The organism is Sutcliffiella sp. NPDC057660, assembly GCF_042800035.1.
Taxonomy (GTDB): Bacteria; Bacillota; Bacilli; order Bacillales; family Bacillaceae_I; genus Sutcliffiella_A.
This window is the reverse complement of the sequence record NZ_JBHVHV010000021.1, coordinates 1-14988: the sequence shown is the minus strand read 5'-3', so window position 1 is coordinate 14988 and position 14988 is coordinate 1. Positions and strand designations below refer to the sequence as shown.

Annotated in this window: 12 protein-coding genes; 7 read left to right on the top strand and 5 right to left on the bottom strand. The window is 45.2% G+C overall.

Translation table 11 applies throughout. From position 1 onward, the window contains the following. Window positions 1-83: 83 nt before the first annotated feature. The 5 genes from ACFVAD_RS20765 to ACFVAD_RS20745 all read right to left on the bottom strand — a co-directional run bounded on the left by ACFVAD_RS20765 (window position 84) and on the right by ACFVAD_RS20745 (window position 6093). Window positions 84-2030 (bottom strand): FtsX-like permease family protein, encoded by a 1947-nt coding sequence (locus ACFVAD_RS20765; RefSeq protein ID WP_386644678.1) that lies wholly within the window; start codon window positions 2028-2030, stop codon window positions 84-86. Beyond that, window positions 2020-2781 carry an ABC transporter ATP-binding protein gene (locus ACFVAD_RS20760; RefSeq protein WP_386644675.1) on the bottom strand — a complete coding sequence of 254 codons (762 nt, stop codon included), beginning with the start codon at window positions 2779-2781 and terminating at the stop codon, window positions 2020-2022. Before ACFVAD_RS20760 ends, ACFVAD_RS20765 begins: the two co-directional genes overlap by 11 nt. A 98-nt stretch (window positions 2782-2879) precedes the next feature. After that, a complete protein-coding gene (locus ACFVAD_RS20755) occupies window positions 2880-3884 on the bottom strand; it encodes a sensor histidine kinase (protein WP_386644672.1) in 1005 nt (334 codons plus the stop codon). Beyond that, complete coding sequence (locus ACFVAD_RS20750) at window positions 3881-4570, bottom strand: response regulator transcription factor (RefSeq protein WP_386644669.1); 690 nt, start codon at window positions 4568-4570, stop codon at window positions 3881-3883. Before ACFVAD_RS20750 ends, ACFVAD_RS20755 begins: the two co-directional genes overlap by 4 nt. A 62-nt stretch (window positions 4571-4632) precedes the next feature. Then, on the bottom strand, window positions 4633-6093 hold the full coding sequence (locus ACFVAD_RS20745) for a M20 family peptidase (RefSeq protein WP_386644666.1): 1461 nt from the start codon (window positions 6091-6093) through the stop codon (window positions 4633-4635). A gap of 181 nt (window positions 6094-6274) precedes the next feature. Between ACFVAD_RS20745 and ACFVAD_RS20740 the strand changes: the two genes are divergently transcribed. The 7 genes from ACFVAD_RS20740 (at window position 6275) to ACFVAD_RS20710 (ending at window position 14429) form a co-directional block, all read left to right on the top strand. Further along, the gene (locus ACFVAD_RS20740) at window positions 6275-7246 is read left to right on the top strand and encodes a TAXI family TRAP transporter solute-binding subunit (protein ID WP_386644663.1); all 972 of its coding nucleotides are present in this window, start codon (window positions 6275-6277) and stop codon (window positions 7244-7246) included. Then, on the top strand, window positions 7236-7706 hold the full coding sequence (locus ACFVAD_RS20735; RefSeq protein WP_386644660.1) for a DUF1850 domain-containing protein: 471 nt from the start codon (window positions 7236-7238) through the stop codon (window positions 7704-7706). The genes ACFVAD_RS20740 and ACFVAD_RS20735 overlap by 11 nt, the downstream gene beginning before the upstream one ends. 14 nt (window positions 7707-7720) lie before the next feature. Next, entirely contained in the window at window positions 7721-9730 is a 2010-nt protein-coding gene (locus tag ACFVAD_RS20730) for a TRAP transporter permease (RefSeq protein WP_386644844.1), read from the top strand. Window positions 9731-9801: 71 nt separating this feature from the next. Next, window positions 9802-10707 (top strand): aminoglycoside phosphotransferase family protein, encoded by a 906-nt coding sequence (locus tag ACFVAD_RS20725; RefSeq protein WP_386644657.1) that lies wholly within the window; start codon window positions 9802-9804, stop codon window positions 10705-10707. A gap of 156 nt (window positions 10708-10863) precedes the next feature. Then, window positions 10864-11964: a Fe(3+) ABC transporter substrate-binding protein gene (locus ACFVAD_RS20720; protein ID WP_386644654.1), complete on the top strand. Its 1101-nt coding sequence runs from the start codon at window positions 10864-10866 to the stop codon at window positions 11962-11964. A gap of 147 nt (window positions 11965-12111) precedes the next feature. After that, window positions 12112-13752 carry an ABC transporter permease gene (locus ACFVAD_RS20715; protein ID WP_386644651.1) on the top strand — a complete coding sequence of 547 codons (1641 nt, stop codon included), beginning with the start codon at window positions 12112-12114 and terminating at the stop codon, window positions 13750-13752. Then, window positions 13752-14429 (top strand): ABC transporter ATP-binding protein, encoded by a 678-nt coding sequence (locus ACFVAD_RS20710; protein ID WP_386644648.1) that lies wholly within the window; start codon window positions 13752-13754, stop codon window positions 14427-14429. Before ACFVAD_RS20715 ends, ACFVAD_RS20710 begins: the two co-directional genes overlap by 1 nt. Window positions 14430-14988 lie beyond the last annotated feature (559 nt).

Sequence of the window (14988 nt, the reverse complement as noted above, 5' to 3'; positions counted from 1 at the left end):
TCCATACTACATTACGTATATCGGCAGAAATTGGTTTCAATTAAAAAGAAAAGCTCCAGATTGACCTGGAGCTTTAAGCCTTATCACAAGGCATCTTTTATTATCTTTTTATAATACAACACTGACAATAGTCCGAAAATGGAATAGAGTCCTGTGTAGATGACCATGACGATGATCATCGGTGTCCAGACCTCTTCCCCAAAAAGGAACCAGCCAGATTGGACCGCAAAGTAGCTATGAAGCAAGCCGATAAGAAGCGGGATTCCGAAATTGAATAGCTGTTTGGCCTTTATCCCACGAAGCAGATCACCTTGTGTGAAACCGAGCTTGCGAAGAATGGTGTAGTTCGGTTTTTCCTCTTCGCTTTCATCCATCTGTTTGAAATAGAGGATACAGCCTGAAGTAATAAGGAAGGTCAGCCCAAGGAATCCAACAATGAACATGGCAAGGCCCATCGACTTCTTGGTGTCGTTACTCATATCCAGGCGGGAGTCGTGCTCGAATCTCCCAGCCAATCCGGCTTCTGCAAACAGTGCGTTCGCCTTTTCAAGTTTGTCTTTGTCCTTGATATCAATCCCGATATAGAAGGAGGAAGCAGGCTGAATTTCAGTATTTTTATCTTCTTTCAACTGTTCAAATACCGTCTCATCCACAATCGCTACAGGAAGTCCTCCGTCTGTGAAGTACCAGGAGATGGGGTATTCCCGTTCAAGCCCTACATATTTTTGTGGGATGGTCTTTGTTTTTCCCTTTAATTCAATGTTTCCGGAATCCTTTAATGTCATGAATTTCTGCATCAGATCATTATAACCGGTAAAGAGTGTTTCATTTGGCTTCAAGTCCCTTATTCCAACGGAAGTATCACTGACGGTAGGAAGACTGAAGGCCATCAAATCAATATTAAGTTCCTCCAAATTGGTTTCCATGATGCTTTCAACGTCTATCAGAACCTGTACAACTTCAATTACTTCCTCCTGATAGGCTATGTCATTCTCATCCAATAGAGATTTATACGTATCTGCAAGCTCCGCATCTGTTAAAGAAAAATCGGCCGGCACACGGTTTGCCGCAGTCTTTTCAGCCGAATAATACGAGATATAGCTCAGGGACAAGAGTCCGATGGCTAGGGCAGATACGGTTGTGATGATGGTAAGCAAAAAGGAATTCGACTTCATCCTGAACATGATGGAGGAGAGGGAAAGAACCTCGTTTATATTCAGGTAGCCGTTCTTTTGCTTACGGATCAAGTGAAAGATGAATCGGACAGAGCCTTTGTAGAAGAGGTAGGTACCTACAATGACCGATCCCAGGATATAGATCATGGCAAAGAATAGTGCATTCGTTGTGACAAAATCACCATCAAAAAGTTTGGTGCTGATAAAATAGCCCGAAGAAATCAAACCGATTCCTATCAATCCAATGATCACTTCGAAAAGTGAAATCTTCTTGATCTGTTCTTCTGTTGAAGATAGAACGCGAAATAAGGAAAGGATAGTCTGCTTTTTAATAAAAAGAAAATTCATCAGCATCAGGCACACATACAAAATACTGAAGACAATTACGGTCTGTAGAAGGGCCTGGGTCGAGAATCGGAGGGTAGCGATGGCATCCACCCCGGTAGACTTGAACAGAATCATGATTATCAATTTGGAAAATGAAAAGCCGACCAGAATTCCGATCACCATGCTTCCAAAATACAAAATGAAATTCTCAGCGCTTAAAATCCGGAAGATCCGGCCTTTCGTCATGCCGATCAATTGAAGGAGTCCGATTTCCTTGCTGCGACGCTTAATGAATATATTGTTTGCGTATAAAAGAAAGACAGAAACGATGACCACAAGTAGGATGGAAGCAGTTTTGATACCAGCTGCGCCTTTGATGGTTCCTTCCGCTGGGTCCATCGATGGATCGTACTGCAGGGTAACAAAGGCAAAATACAATCCCACACTGAAAATCAAAGCAAAAACATACAAATAATAGTTCCGGAGGTTTTTCTTCAGGTTCCGGAAGATCAGCTGATTAACGCTCATACTGCACCCCGCTCAAGACTCCCTGCGTTTTCAGGATATCCTGGAAGAAGTTCTGTCTTGTTTCATCACCTTTGTTCAATTGTGTGTAGATGGCACCGTCTTTAATGAAGATGACACGGCTGCAGTAGCTTGCCGCTACCGGATCGTGTGTCACCATGACGATGGTCGCTTTTCTTTTCTGGTTCAGGTCACTCAATTTATTCAGGAGATCGGAGGCGGATTTGGAGTCAAGCGCCCCGGTAGGTTCATCGGCGAAGATGATGCTCGGCTCATGGATGAATGCCCGTGCCGCAGAGGTGCGCTGCTTTTGCCCTCCAGATATTTGATTGGGATATTTGTCCTTGATGTCATAGATCCCCAGCTCATTCGCCACTTTTTTAAAGGTCTCATCCGCTGCTCTCCTGGATATTTTCGAGATGGATAATGGCAGGAGGATATTCTCTTTCACTGTTAAGGTATCAAGAAGGTTATACTCCTGAAAAATGAACCCGAGATGATATTTGCGGAATTCGGCAAGTTGTTTTTCTTTCATGGAGGTGATCTCTTTACCGTCAATCTCAATGGTCCCCTGGCTCACTTTATCGATGGAAGAAAGCACGTTAAGAAGGGTGGTTTTCCCTGAACCGGACGCTCCCATGATACTGACAAATTCCCCTTTTTCTATATTCAGCTCGATCCCTCTCAACACTTCCTGCTTGTTGAATTTATTGCCATAGCTTTTACGGATATTTTCAGCTTTTAAAATGGTCATATCTGACACGCTCCTTTTCTATTTTCATTATAAAAAAGGAGCGCCACTCCCATCGTTTGATTCGGCTTACAAAATGAAAGAAGCAAGTGACAATTTTGTCACTTGCTCATCACACGGACAAATTCATTCTTCTTCGGAAAGGTAAGGGTAAAGGTCGTACCCAAACCATGGGTGGATGCGACATCGATATGGATATGTAACGTGTCTGCCGCTTTCCTCGCCAGATACAATCCCATACCGGTTGATGCATGGTCCTGATGGTCGGTGGTGGACGTGAAGCCTTTATCGAAAATCCGGGGCAGATCCCGGCGTGCAATCCCGCGTCCATCATCTTTTACCTGCAGAACAGTCTGGCCCTCCGATAGAAAGCTGCTGATTTCAATCTCCGAATCCCTGCTGTATTTCACACTGTTGGTCAACAGCTGTCTTAAGATAAAAGAAAGCCATTTTGCATCGGTGAGCACTTCCCTGACAGCAAGCTGCAGGTCGAATCCGATTCCTTTTTGGATACACCATGATTGGAGGGTTTTTATCTCGGTAAAGATAAGCTCCTCCAGGTCTATCTCTTCCATATAAAGATCTTTTTCAATAAAAGGAATGCGTTTCTGGTGGAGCTGCTGATCAAGGAGGAGGTGGATGCGAAGCCACTCGTAGGTGAGGGAAGCACGCTTTTTTTCATCCTCCATCCGGTCTATCATCAGCTTCATGGCGGTCAGCGGTGTCTTTACCTCATGGATCCATGCCAAAAGGTCATCCTTTTCCTTATCCAGCAATTGCATATGTAGCTGTGAATCCTGTTTCAGATGTTCCGATTGACTTCTAAGACTCTCTGCAACCAGTTCTTCAAAAGGACTATCAGGCTTCGGAAGGGTAGAGAGGTCGAGATCATCTTCACGTTCCTTCAGTTGTCTATAGAATTCGGTTTCTTTTTTATATCGAAAGAATAAAAACACAAGGAAAAAACAGAATGACAAAAATAGAATATAAAGAACGGACACCAAAGGGATGGATGCGTCAATAAAGGCGACAAAGCTGATGAATAGATGAAGAAAGGCAACAAGCATGATCCAGCTTAGACGCTCTCGGAGGAAGGAGGCGATCATGGAGTATTGCCTTCCAAAGCCATATATCCCTGTCCAACCTTTGTTTCAATGCATCGGCCCAACCCCAGCTCATCCAGCCGTTTTCGCAGGCGGTTGACATTGACGGTCAAGGTGTTGTCACTGACAAAACGCTTGTCATCCCATAGCTTGTTCATCAGTTCATCCCGGCTGACAATTTTATTTTTCTGCTCGATCAGCAGCTTCAATATGAATATTTCGTTTTTTGTCAGTTCAATGGACCCCGTCTCATTAGTGACGGTATTTTTTTCATAGTCGACAGCGGCACCGCACCAGGTCTTCAGAATTGTCTGTTCGGTGCTGTAGTTATAGACTCTGCGCAGAATCGCCTGTATCTTGGCAATCAGCACATCAAAATGGAAGGGCTTCTGGATATAGTCATCAGCCCCGAACTGCATCGACATCACGACATCGGTCGGATGGTCACGGGAAGACAGAAAGATGATCGGAACATTGGAATGGCTCCGGATCATCCGGCACCAATGGAACCCATCGTATTTAGGCAGTTGGATATCGATGATGACTAGATCCGGCTTTATCTCGGCAAACTCATGAAATACGCTACTGAAATCCGTTACCCCGTGTACCTCATAGGACCATTGAGAGAGGCGCTCTTTGATTTCCCCGAAAAGGCTTGTATCGTCCTCAATTAAAAATAGCTTAAACACTTTTTGCACCACACTTTTTCAATATGCTTTCCTTCATTGTAGCCGAAGATGCAGCGAAATTTCTATTTATTGGATTCTTTTATTAACTCTGCATAGAACTTGATGGTATTCAAATAATTATCGATGCTCACATGTTCATTGGTTCCATGCATCCGGTTCAGATCCTCCGCCGTAATCTGTACAGGTAAGAAACGGTAGGTGTTGTTTGACACCAAGTCGTAATGCTTGGCATCAGATCCCGCAACCATCAGATAAGGGGCGATGACGGCATTTTCATAGACATTTCTTGCTGCCTGCTGAATGGTGGAGAATTCCCAACCGTCCACAGAGGAAACTTTAGTCGCCTCGCTGCCGCTGATAGAGACTTTAATCTGCTTATCATCAATTGTTTTCTCAATAAAGCTTTTTACCTCATCTAGCGAGTCGCCGGGCATCAGACGGAGATTGATAATGGCAGACGCTTTTTCCGGCAGGACATTGGACTGCTCGCCTGCCTGGAAAATCGTCGGGGCGATGGTGGTGCGGATCAAGGCGGCGGAAGCGGGTTCCTGCAGAAGAATATGTTCAATGACCGGCTTGAAAATCGCCTTGTTGGCAAACACATATTTCATTCCAGGAGACATGGACGGTGCCACAAACTCAAAAAGGTCTTCCCCGGGTCCTCTGAGCTCTGCGTGGAATTGGGTATCCTCTAGTTTCGCAATCGCCTTGGCAATCCTTCCGATATTTGTTTGGTTCTTTGGCTGGGAAGAGTGGCCGCCGCTTCCTTCAATGGTCAGTTCCACTGTGGCAGAGCCCTTTTCCGAAACGCCTACCACCCCGACAGGCTGAGAAACCCCAGGGACCATGTTTTCGACAATTGCACCGCCTTCATCCATGACAAAATCGAATCGGATTCCACGCTCTTTTAACGTTTCTGCAATCACTTTCGCACCTTCCTCGCCGCCGATTTCTTCATCAAAGCCGAACATGAAGTACATATCGCGCTTTGGCTGGTAACCCTCTTTAATGAGATGCTCAACTGCCTCCATGATTCCGATGACGCCAATTTTATCATCCAGTGTTCCACGGCCCCAGATGGCATCCTCTGTTACAGTGCCGCTGAATGGATTCTGCTCCCAATTTGCTGCTGTCCCTTCGAGAACCGGAACGACATCGTAGTGGCTCGTCATGCCAATCGGATTCAAGGAGGAGTCGGACCCTTCCCATTTATAGAGAAGTGCATAATTATTAATCCGCTCTAATGCCAGCTCATTGTGGCTTGAAGGGTAGCTGGCTTGCAAAAATTCAATGAACTGTTCAAATTCGCTAAAATCAAATTTTGTACGGTCTTCATAGGAAATAGTTTGATAGGTGATCGCTTCAGATAAATGCTGCAGGGCCCTTTCTTTGTCTATTCTTACATCTGTCGGTTTGGCAGTCGGCTGTTTTGACTCCAGTGTCAGCGCCTGGAAGCCTGTTACGACTCCAAACAACAAAAGTAGCCCACCGACCGTTCCCATTACTAGTTTTCGCTTTTTCATGTTCCATGCCCCCTTTTCTACTATTTATAGTTCCATACTGAGGGGGAGATTACCTTTCTAAGCGAGTGGCATTAACTGAATTGCATAAATAACCAGAAAAATGTAAAAAATAATTGAAGCCTAACTATTATTCTGCTAAACTAATTTAGAACTATTTTATCTGGCAAAGGGGAGGAATTGGATGAAAATCAAAAAAGTTGGTTCTGTAATTGTAAGCGTTTTATTGACAAGCTCCATGCTGGTAGCCTGTGGGGGGAATGAAAGCTCAGGCAATAAAGAAGATGGCTTGAAGACAAACATTGTCACCATTGCAACAGGTGGTTCATCAGGTCCTTATAATATTATTGGGACAGCCCTGGCAAATGAATATTCCGATGAATTTGGCATCAACTCGAAATCACAGGCAACTGGTGCTTCCGTGGAAAACATCAACTTGATCAAAGAAGGAAAAATCGAAATGGCATTTGTCATGAGTGATGTACTGACAGAAGCGGTGAATGGCACAGGAAACTTCTCTGAAAAGGTGGAGAATGTGCAGCAGGTAGCCACTTTGTATCCTAACTTTGTACAGATCGTCACAACGGAGGATTCCGGAATCGAAACAATCGAAGACCTTGTTGGAAAACGTGTAGCTGTAGGCGACCAGAACTCGGGAGTGGAAGTGAACGCACGTAATCTTCTCGCAGGTCATGGTATTACATACGATGATATCCAAGTGGATTACCTCGGCTATGCAGAAGCGGCGGACGGATTGAAGTCTGGTGCAATTGATGCGGCATTTTTAACGAGCGGACTTCCGAATGCGTCCGTTCTGGAGCTTTCCAAAACGCTTGATATCAAAATGGTGTCAGTAGATCCAGCCAATATCGAAAAAATCGCAAAAGATCAGCCATACTTCGTTGCGATGGACATTCCTGCAGACACTTATGGAAATGCAGAAGCTGTTCCGACTGCTGCCATCATGAACGCCCTTGTTGTAAGCAGCGAGTTGAGTGAGGATGATGTGTACAAGCTGACGAAGTCATTCTTTGATAACCTGGAGACACTTGGCAATGCTCATCAGGCAGCTACTGAAGTATCTTTAGAGAAGGCACAGGAAGGCATGGTGGCGCCTGTCCACCCAGGAGCAAAGAAATATTACGATGAACCGTAAACGTTTCATGATGGGGAGCACTGTATTACTTATAGTGCTCCTTGTTCTCCTTTTGGTAAAGATACCTGTTTTGCAGGTTTCCTTTAAGGAGGATAGTTTTTTCCTGAAGGAGGAAACATTTGAGCTTGGCTGGATCCATTCCGTCGAAAAAGAGCCGTGGTTTGAAACCTATGAGAGAAAAGATGACGGGCTTTTACTTGTCTGGACACGCTTTAAAACCTTCGGTGCAGGGACACCCTCGACTGGAGAAACCATTCCTTCCAAAGATGGCTTTGTCCATATGAAAATCAATCAGAAAATGGAAAGCCTTCAATTGAGTGTATCCGAGAATGTGCAAACGACGCTCTATCTCGAAGGTCGGACCATCCCCTTGTATACATTCGCAGAAGACTATGAAACTGTAGAAATTAAAGCTATAAAACTACCATTATGGCAGTATCTAAGAGGTGAAAAGAAGTGACAGATTCAAAAAAACTGCACGACAGCATAGAAAAGGATGAAATTTCAGAAGACAAAAAAGCGGAGATACTGGAAAAGTATGATGCCGAGTCAAAGGTGCGCCATTTTGCCAGTAAAAAAACCGTCCTTGTTGTTTCTGCCATTGCCATTCTCTATTCTCTTTTCCATTTATACGTTACCTTCAATCCAATACCTGCCCTTCAGCAGCGGGCGATTCACGTTGCGGTTGGAATGGCGTTGATTTTCCTGCTCTATCCTACAACCAAAAATCAGGACCGCAGCAAAATAGCCTGGTATGACTGGATCTTATTTGTTCTTGCACTAGGTTCTGCTGGATATCTCATCGTGGAGTACCAAGCGATTGTTACCTCCCGTGGTGGTATTCCAAATACAATGGATATTGCGCTTGCCATCTTGACAGTTCTCCTTGTACTCGAAGGGGCACGCCGCGTAACCGGTATTATTCTACCGATATTGGCACTGGTATTCCTTGCATATCCATTCTTCAGCCATATGAGCTGGATGCCGATCAAGATGATGACACGCCATTATGACTTGGGTGATATTTTTGGACAGCTATACTTGAAGACCGAAGGATTATACTCCACCGCCATCGGTGCTTCCGTCAACTTCATCTTTCTTTTCATTTTATTTGGAGCATTTCTGGCGCGTTCAGGGATGGGGCAATTCTTCAACGACCTTGCCTTGGCGCTTGCAGGGCATAAACAGGGAGGTCCGGCAAAAGTGGCCGTCATCTCCAGTGGCTTCATGGGAAGCATCAACGGAGCGGCAGTTGCGAACGTAGTTGGGACAGGGGCCTTTACCATTCCGTTGATGAAAAGAATCGGCTATTCCAAGAACTTCGCTGGAGCAGTCGAAGCGAGTGCCTCGGTCGGTGGTCAGATCCTCCCGCCAATCATGGGGGCCAGCGCCTTCATCATGGCCGAAACCACCGGTGTGGCATACGGAACGATCGCCCTGGCCGCATTGATTCCGGCTGTGCTCTACTTTTTGGCTGTAATCATGCAGGTGCATTTCAGGGCTGGCCGGGAAAACCTGAAGGGCATTCCGAAGGCGGACCTGCCACGGGTAGGGGAGATCATGAAGGAACGCGGACATCTGCTGCTTCCGATCGTGTTCCTTATCGTGCTTCTTTATCAAGGGGTCCCAATTGGGCATGCAGCATTTTATACTATCGTTTCCACGGTAGTGGTGGCTGCTTTCAGAAAAACAACGCGCATGTCCTTCATGGATATTCTGCAGGCATTAAATGATGGGGCGAGACAATCTCTATCCGTAATGGTAGCATGTGCGGTAGTCGGCATCATCATTGGGGTAGTCAGCTTGACAAGCTTTGGGAATGTCATGACATCCTCCATCGCAAGCCTGGGAGCCGGATCCTTGTTCCTGACGCTGTTCTTTACGATGATTGCATCGATGATCCTCGGAATGGGACTGCCTTCCATCCCTGCCTATATCATCACGGCAACGATGGCAGCACCTGCCCTAGCAGAATTCGGGATTCCGATTCTGATTGCCCATATGTTCGTGTTCTATTTCGGGATTTTTGCCAATATCACCCCGCCAGTAGCCCTGGCAGCCTTTGCTGGAGCGGGTATATCAGGTGGAGATCCGATGCGCACCGGGTTCACAGCATTGAAATTATCGGCTGCCGGATTCCTGATACCTTATCTGTTCGTCTATAATCCAGCGATGCTGATGATTGATGCAACGGATGCGGCGGTCAATGCCAAGGAATTCCCGATGGCATCCGTTCTAGATATCACGATGATCACCATTACAGCAGTAGTGGGAATCATTGCATTGAGCGCCTCCATTGAAGGATATTTCCGAACCAGCCTGAACGCACTTTTACGAATAGTGCTAGGAGCCGGTGCACTGATGATGATCATTCCCGAAACCTTTACAGATATTGCCGGAGTCATCATCGTCACATCAATTTTCATCCTTAATTTTATTCAGGAAAAGAAAGAACGACCGAACAATATCAATATAGGTGTATAAGCAATAGCTCAGAAAGGCATGCCGGGAGAGAGTGGCATGCCTTTCTGATTAGAAGAGGAGAGTAGTATGCTATGAATATTCCGGAATGGTTTCAAAAGAAGATGGCGGATGTTTTCGGGGAAGCGGGAAAGGCTTGGCTGACAAATGTGGAGTCTACAATGCAGTTCTGTGAAAAAGAATGGAAGCTGCAGATAGATGCTCCGGTATCCAACCTATCTTACAACTATGTTTTACATGCCAAGGATGGGGAGGGTACACCTGTTATGCTGAAGGTTGGTGTTCCTTCTTTTGATTTTACAAATGAGATCCGCACGCTTAAGGTGTATGGAGGCAAGGGCTGTGCCAGGCTGTTGAAGGCAGATGAGGAGCGTGGTGCCATGTTGCTTGAGAAGCTTGTGCCAGGTACGATGCTGTCTGAGGAAAAGGACGAAAAGGCTGCCGTTCACACTTTTTTGAGGGTGTGGAAGGCGATTCGCACACCAGTTCCTGCTGAGTGCAAAAGTCCGACCATCCTTGACTGGGCATCAGGACTTGTTCGCTATCACACCATGCATCCTAATGGGGATGGCCCCATTGAAGCACGTTACATAGAGATGGCTCAAGCGTATTTTGCAGAATTGACGGAAACCACAGAACGGATGGAACTGCTGCATGGCGACCTCCACCATGAAAACATCTTATATGATGATAAAAAAGGCTGGCTTGCCATCGACCCGAAAGGAGTGGTAGGGGATCCGTATTTTGACCTTATCTCCTTCATGACCAATCATCTGTTAAAAAAGGAAAATCCCAAACAACTGCTATTACAACGGGTGGAGTGGATTACAGAAGGATTATCGCTTGATCGGGAGCGTCTCCTGAAGGCTGGCGTAGCCATGGGTATTCTCTCCACCTGCTGGGGCTTAGAAGACCATGATCCGGAGTGGGAGCAGGCGTATACTTGTGCAAAGTGGTTTATGGAACTCTTGTCAAAATAGCAATTTTAGTAATAGGTGGGGGGTGCATGTTATAAATGTTACCCGCCACTTATTTTTTGTTTACAAAATAATTAAATTTATATTGACTTGAGAATGATATTCATTACAATAGTAAATGAGACTGATTATCAATATTAATTTACATAAGGGGTGTCTTTGGTGAGAAAACTTAATATCATCATGAGCTTGATGCTGGCTTTAGTGTTAGCGTTAACAGGTTGCGTAAGTAGCACAAATAATAATGGTAATACTTCTACTGATAACAATAACGGTTCGGGTGAAGAAGCGAACAAGGAAAAAGATTCCGGGGAAGTTAATGTATATACAAGCCGCCACTATGAAGCGGATCAAGAATTGTACAAGATGTTTGAAGAAGAAACGGGCATTAAGGTGAACGTGGTAGAAGGTAAAGGCGAAGAATTGATGGAGCGTCTTAGCATCGAAGGCGAAGCGACAGAAGCGGATGTCTACATCACAGCGGATGCAGGTAATCTGTATCAAGCCAAAGACCGTGAATTATTGCAATCCGTGGAAAGTGACGTTCTGGAAAAGAACATCCCTGAAAAGTTGCGTGACGCTGACAACCAGTGGTTTGGTCTGACAAAACGCGCACGTGTCATCGTATATGCGAAGGATCGTGTGAAGCCTGAAGAGCTTTCCACCTATGAAGCTTTAACAGAGCCTGAGTGGCAGGACCGTCTAGTTGTACGAGGATCTGACAACATGTACAACATTTCTTTGGTTGCATCATTCATCGATGTAATGGGTGAGGATAAAGCGAAGGAATGGGCACAAGGTATCGTGAACAACATGGCACGTGACCCACAAGGCGGAGACCGCGACCAAGCTAAAGCAGTGGTTGCAGGTGAAGCGGATGTAGCGATCATGAACACATACTATCTTGGTGTAATGATGAACTCCGAAGATCCTGAAGAAGTGAAGGTTGCAGAGAACGTAGGTGTGTTCTTCCCGAACCAGGATACGACCGGTACACATGTTAACATCAGTGGAGCTGCTGTAACGAAGCATTCGAAAAATAAGGATAACGCAGTTAAATTCATCGAGTTCCTTTCTGAAAAAGAAGCGCAAGGTAAATTTGCGGAAGCAAACTATGAATACCCTGCTAATCCGGATGTAGAGCCTGCAGAGCTTCTTAAATCATGGGGCGAATTCAAGGAGCAGGATGTTAATCTGACTGTTTATGGTGAAAACCAGCAGGCTGCCATCAAGATCTTTAACGAGGTAGGCTGGAAATAATACAATGATGTGAAGAACCGATTCATTTTTGGGTGAAACGGTTCTTTTATTTAGTTTGAACGTTCCTTTTGAGAATGATTTTCGTTATAATTTATAGTGGACTAATAAAGAGTTACAAAAGTGTTGTCGTCTAAAGGATGTGTCATAGTGAGTAGGTTCCATTGGTCAAGGGTGAAACATAAAGGGTGGGCCCTTGCTAGCTTGATTTTTGTTACGATTATTCTCATTCCGAATATATTGATTGCCGTCGAGTTTTTTACAGAGCCTAACGAAAACTGGCTACATATAAAAGAATATTTATTAAAGGATTATCTTGAAAATTCAGTTCTGATTATTCTGTTTACTGCATTGGCTACCATGCTGATCGGAACAAGCCTGGCGTGGCTGATAACGATCTATCAGTTTCCCCTGCGGAACTTCCTGAAGTGGAGCCTGATTTTGCCGCTCGCGATTCCGCCATATATCGCGGCCTACACCTATCATGGCATCATCAATTACACGGGAATCATCCAGGCCACTTTGCGGAATCATTTTGATATACAGGTGAACCAGGCTTATTTTAATATCATGAGCATTCCCGGTGCCATCTTTGTTTTTACCGTTACGCTTTTCCCGTATGTGTATTCGATAACAAGAAGCTATTTTCAGAGTCTATCCGCATCTGTCATTGAAAACGCTAAGCTTCTGGGAAGTAACAGCTTCCAGACCTTTTATCGGGTGGCGCTGCCGATCTCTCGCGGTGCGATTGTCGGAAGTGTCACACTTGTTATTCTTGAAGTACTGAATGATTACGGTGTGACAAGCTATTTCGGCATACAGACCGTCAGTACAGCGATTTTCCGTACCTGGTATGGCATGATGGATTTGGATTCCGCCCTGAAGCTTGCAGGGACACTGATGATCATGGTGATGGTGATTCTTTCCATGGAGCGCCTGTTACGGGGGCGAAAGAAATTCTTTGATCCTTCCTCGAAGGTGCGGCCGATTGAGCCTAAGCGCCTGACTGGAGTGAAGGGCTGGCTTGTTTTTTCCTATTGCTTCGGCATTTTTGCGATTGCCTTCATCATTCCATTGTTTCAGCTTTTAGCGTGGGCGACCATGACATTTGAAACAGTATTCAAGCCTGAATTCCTGGAGCTTGCGAAAAACTCCATTTTTGTTGCAGGTATTGCAGCGACGATCATCATTGTTATTGCACTCATCATTTCCAATTATACGAGGCTGCAGCAAGGGGTTGTCCCGAAGATCTTCTCAAGGGTCACGACCCTCGGATACTCGATTCCCGGAGCGGCCATTGCCATTGCGGTTATCACCATCTTTATCATGCTGGACCAGCAGATTGTCTCATTTTTGGCCATGTTCCAGCTGAAGCCTGAATTTGTGCTTCGGACCACACTTTCAATGCTTGTCTTCGCCTATGTGATTCGCTTTTTGGCAATCGGCTTCAATGCGATTGAGTCTGGCTTTGAAAAAACAGGGAACCGTTTTACAGAAGCATCCCGGACCTTGGGGGCGTCGACGCTCAGAACCTTTTTTACCGTAGATCTGCCTCTATTGAAGGGTGCGATTGTCAGCGGGTTCATTCTCGTTTTCATCGATATCATGAAAGAACTGCCGCTTACTTTGTTCCTGCAGCCGTTCAACTTTTCGACATTGGCAACACAGGCATTCAAATATGCAAATGATGAGAGGGTACAGGAAGCGTCCATCGCATCGCTGCTTATCATCTTTATCAGTGCTTTAAGCATCTTTGTCTTTTATCGAGTATTAGATAAGGAGGGGAAATAATGTTTGTTCAGATCCAAGATTTAAAGTTCCGATATAAAAATGCACAGAATCATACATTACGAGACATTCAGGTGGATATTGAAAAAGGGGAAATCATTTCGATATTAGGGAGAAGCGGCAGCGGAAAAAGTACGCTGCTGCGCCTGATTGCAGGTCTTGAAACTCCCCAGGATGGGATTATGAGAATCAACGGGGAATGCATGTTTGATGAAAAAACCCACCGTTCGCCTGAGAAGCGGGGAATAGGTGTCGTGTTCCAGGACTATGCCCTTTTTCCACATATGACGGTTGCGCAGAACATCAAGTTCGGTTTGCGTAAAATGAACCGAAAGCAAAAGCAGGAACGTCTCGAGGAAATGCTTGCCCTGATCAACCTATCCGATTATGGCCATCGCTATCCTTATGAGCTAAGTGGAGGGCAGCAGCAACGTGTTGCATTGGCGCGTGCCCTCGCACCCTCACCATCCTTGCTGCTGCTCGATGAACCCTTCAGCAACCTGGACGTACACTTGCAGGAGAAAATCCGTGAAGAACTGAAAGACATCCTCAAGAAAACTGGCATCACCTCCATCCTGGTCACACATGACTTTGAAGATGCCAAGGCTATTGCCGATAGAGTACTCTTTATAGAAGAAGGCCAACTTGTGAAAAAGCCATGTGAATTGGTGATGAGTTGACATAATAAGGGGTGCCTGACCCTCAGCGCTTTAAAGCGCTGAGGGTCAGGCACCTTTTTTTAAGGATTAATTGCCTATACTGGTGCGAATGGTCAGGATTGAGATTGCCAAAAATAAAAAAAGAGAGAATGGCGGTCTCAAAGAGGAGGATTGAGAACGCGATAAAGAGAAAAAGAGGAAATGGCGGTCTCAAAGAGGTGGATTGAGACCGCGATAAAGAGAAAAAGAGGAAATGGCGGTCTCAAAGAGGTGGATTGAGACCGCGATAAAGAGAAAAAGAGGAAATGGCGGTCTCGAAGTGGTGGATTGAGACCGCGATAAAGAGAAAAAGAGGAAATGGCGGTCTCAAAGAGGCAGATTGATACCGCGATAAAGAGAAAAAGAGAGAATGGTGTTCTCAAAGAGGCAGATTGATACCGCGATAAAGAGAAAAAGAGGAAATGGCGGTATCAAAGAGGCAGATTTGGTCTTCTGTCAAGAAAGTGGACAACACTTTAGAGAGAATTTTTTCATAATCTTCAATAATGGTGAGCTTTTCTTTACATTTTAAAGAAGCTAT

Excerpts from the sequence above, each read along its gene's own strand:
- ACFVAD_RS20765 (WP_386644678.1), bottom strand. The coding sequence starts at position 2,030 with ATGAGCGTTAATCAGCTGATCTTCCGGAACCTGAAGAAAAACCTCCGG.
- ACFVAD_RS20760 (WP_386644675.1), bottom strand. The coding sequence starts at position 2,781 with ATGACCATTTTAAAAGCTGAAAATATCCGTAAAAGCTATGGCAATAAA.
- ACFVAD_RS20755 (WP_386644672.1), bottom strand. The coding sequence starts at position 3,884 with ATGATCGCCTCCTTCCTCCGAGAGCGTCTAAGCTGGATCATGCTTGTT.
- ACFVAD_RS20745 (WP_386644666.1), bottom strand. The coding sequence starts at position 6,093 with ATGAAAAAGCGAAAACTAGTAATGGGAACGGTCGGTGGGCTACTTTTG.
- ACFVAD_RS20740 (WP_386644663.1), top strand. The coding sequence starts at position 6,275 with ATGAAAATCAAAAAAGTTGGTTCTGTAATTGTAAGCGTTTTATTGACA.
- ACFVAD_RS20735 (WP_386644660.1), top strand. The coding sequence starts at position 7,236 with ATGAACCGTAAACGTTTCATGATGGGGAGCACTGTATTACTTATAGTG.
- ACFVAD_RS20725 (WP_386644657.1), top strand. The coding sequence starts at position 9,802 with ATGAATATTCCGGAATGGTTTCAAAAGAAGATGGCGGATGTTTTCGGG.
- ACFVAD_RS20710 (WP_386644648.1), top strand. The coding sequence starts at position 13,752 with ATGTTTGTTCAGATCCAAGATTTAAAGTTCCGATATAAAAATGCACAG.